This window comes from Streptomyces sp. NPDC052012 (genome assembly GCF_040689265.1).
Lineage (GTDB): Bacteria > Actinomycetota > Actinomycetes > Streptomycetales > Streptomycetaceae > Streptomyces.
In genome coordinates this window covers 1-1816 of record NZ_JBFAXA010000051.1, presented here as the reverse complement: position 1 = coordinate 1816, position 1816 = coordinate 1, and the positions used below count along the sequence as shown (strand labels likewise).

Here is a 1816-nt window from a genome sequence, read left to right as displayed (position 1 = left end):
ATCTCGTCGCCGTAGTACATGACCGGGGAGCCGGGCAGGGACAGCAGCAGGGCGGTGAACAGCTCGATCTGGTTGCGGTCGTTGTCCAGCAGGGGTGCGAGGCGGCGGCGGATGCCGATGTTGGCACGCATGCGGGGGTCTTTCGCGTACTCCGCCCACATGTAGTCGCGTTCCTCGTCGGTGACCATCTCCAGGGTCAGCTCGTCGTGGTTGCGCAGGAAGATGCCCCACTGACACCCGGACGGGATCGCCGGGGTCTTGGCGAGGATCTCGGAGACGGGGTAGCGGGACTCGCGGCGCACGGCCATGAAGATGCGCGGCATGACCGGGAAGTGGAACGCCATGTGGCATTCGTCACCGCCACTGCGGTAGTCGCCGAAGTAGTCGACGACGTCCTCCGGCCACTGGTTGGCCTCCGCCAGCAGCACGGTGTCCGGGTACTGGGCGTCGATCTCGCGGCGGACGCGCTTGAGGAACTCGTGAGTGGCGGGCAGGTTCTCGCAGTTGGTGCCCTCGGCCGCGTAGAGGTACGGCACCGCGTCGAGCCGGAAGCCGTCGATGCCCAGGTCCAGCCAGAAGCGCAGGGCCGCCAGGATCTCCTCCTGGACGCGCGGGTTCTCGTAGTTGAGGTCCGGCTGGTGGGAGAAGAAGCGGTGGAAGTAGTACTGCTTGCGCTCGGGATCGAACGTCCAGTTGGAGGCTTCCGTGTCGACGAAGATGATCCGCGCGTCCGGGTAGCCCTTGTCGTCGTCCGCCCACACGTAGAAGTCGCCGTAGGGTCCGTCGGGGTCTCTGCGCGACTCCTGGAACCAGGGGTGCTGGTCGCTGGTGTGGTTCATGACGAAGTCGATGATCACGCGCATGCCGCGCTGGTGGGCGGCGTCCACGAACTCGACGAAGTCGGCGAGGTCGCCGAAGTCGGGCAGGACCGCGGTGTAGTCGGAGACGTCGTAGCCGCCGTCGCGCAGCGGGGACTTGAAGAAGGGCGGCAGCCACAGGCAGTCGACGCCGAGCCACTGCAGGTAGTCGAGCTTGGCGGTCAGCCCCTTCAGGTCGCCGATGCCGTCACCGTTGCTGTCCTGGAAGGAGCGGACCAGCACCTCGTAGAAGACGGCGCGTTTGAACCACTCCGGGTCCCGGTCCCTGGCGGGGGTGTCCTCGAAGGTGTCCGGCACTGGCTCGTTCACGGTCATGGCGTTCGTGGCCCTCCGTTTCGCTGTGCGGCGGGCGGCAGCTGGACGTGCAGCACATGCGCGGGAGCCCGCCCCGGCTCCAGACGTACGTAGTTGGCGCTGCCCCAGTGGTAGGTCTCGCCGGTGAGCTCGTCACGGACCTGAGCCGTCTCGTGCCAGTCCAGGCCGAGTCGCGGCATGTCCAGCGAGACCGTGGCCTCCTGGGTGTGGTGGGGGTCGAGGTTGGCGACCACGAGCACCACGTCGGATCCGCTGCGCTTGCTGTACGCGATGACGGCGTCGTTGTCCGTGCCGTGGAATCGGAGGTTCCGGAGCCGTCGGAGCGCGGGGTGAGCACGCCGGACGGTGTTGAGCCGGGTGATCAGGGGGGTGATGGTGCGGCCCTCGCGTTCGGCGGTGTCCCAGTCGCGGCGGCGCAGCTGGTACTTCTCCGAGTCGAGGTACTCCTCGCTGCCCTCGCGCAGCGGGGTGTTCTCGCACAGCTCGTAGCCGCTGTAGATGCCCCAGGTCGGCGAGAGGGTCGCGGCGAGCACGGCACGCACCTCGAAGGCGGGCCGGCCGCCGTGCTGGAGGTAGGCGTGCAGGATGTCGGGCGTGTTGGCGAAGAAGTTCGGCCGCATGTA

Annotated in this window: 1 protein-coding gene and 1 pseudogene; both read right to left on the bottom strand. The window is 67.7% G+C overall.

Annotated elements, in window-relative coordinates; translation table 11 throughout:
* Window positions 1–1193, bottom strand: a 1193-nt coding sequence (treS, locus tag AB0412_RS35700) for a maltose alpha-D-glucosyltransferase (RefSeq protein ID WP_366406789.1), incomplete at its 3' end; no start/stop codon positions are given.
* Window positions 1190–1816, bottom strand: a pseudogene (locus AB0412_RS35695) (alpha-1,4-glucan--maltose-1-phosphate maltosyltransferase); the annotation flags it as partial. The pseudogene AB0412_RS35695 and the gene treS, both read right to left, overlap by 4 nt.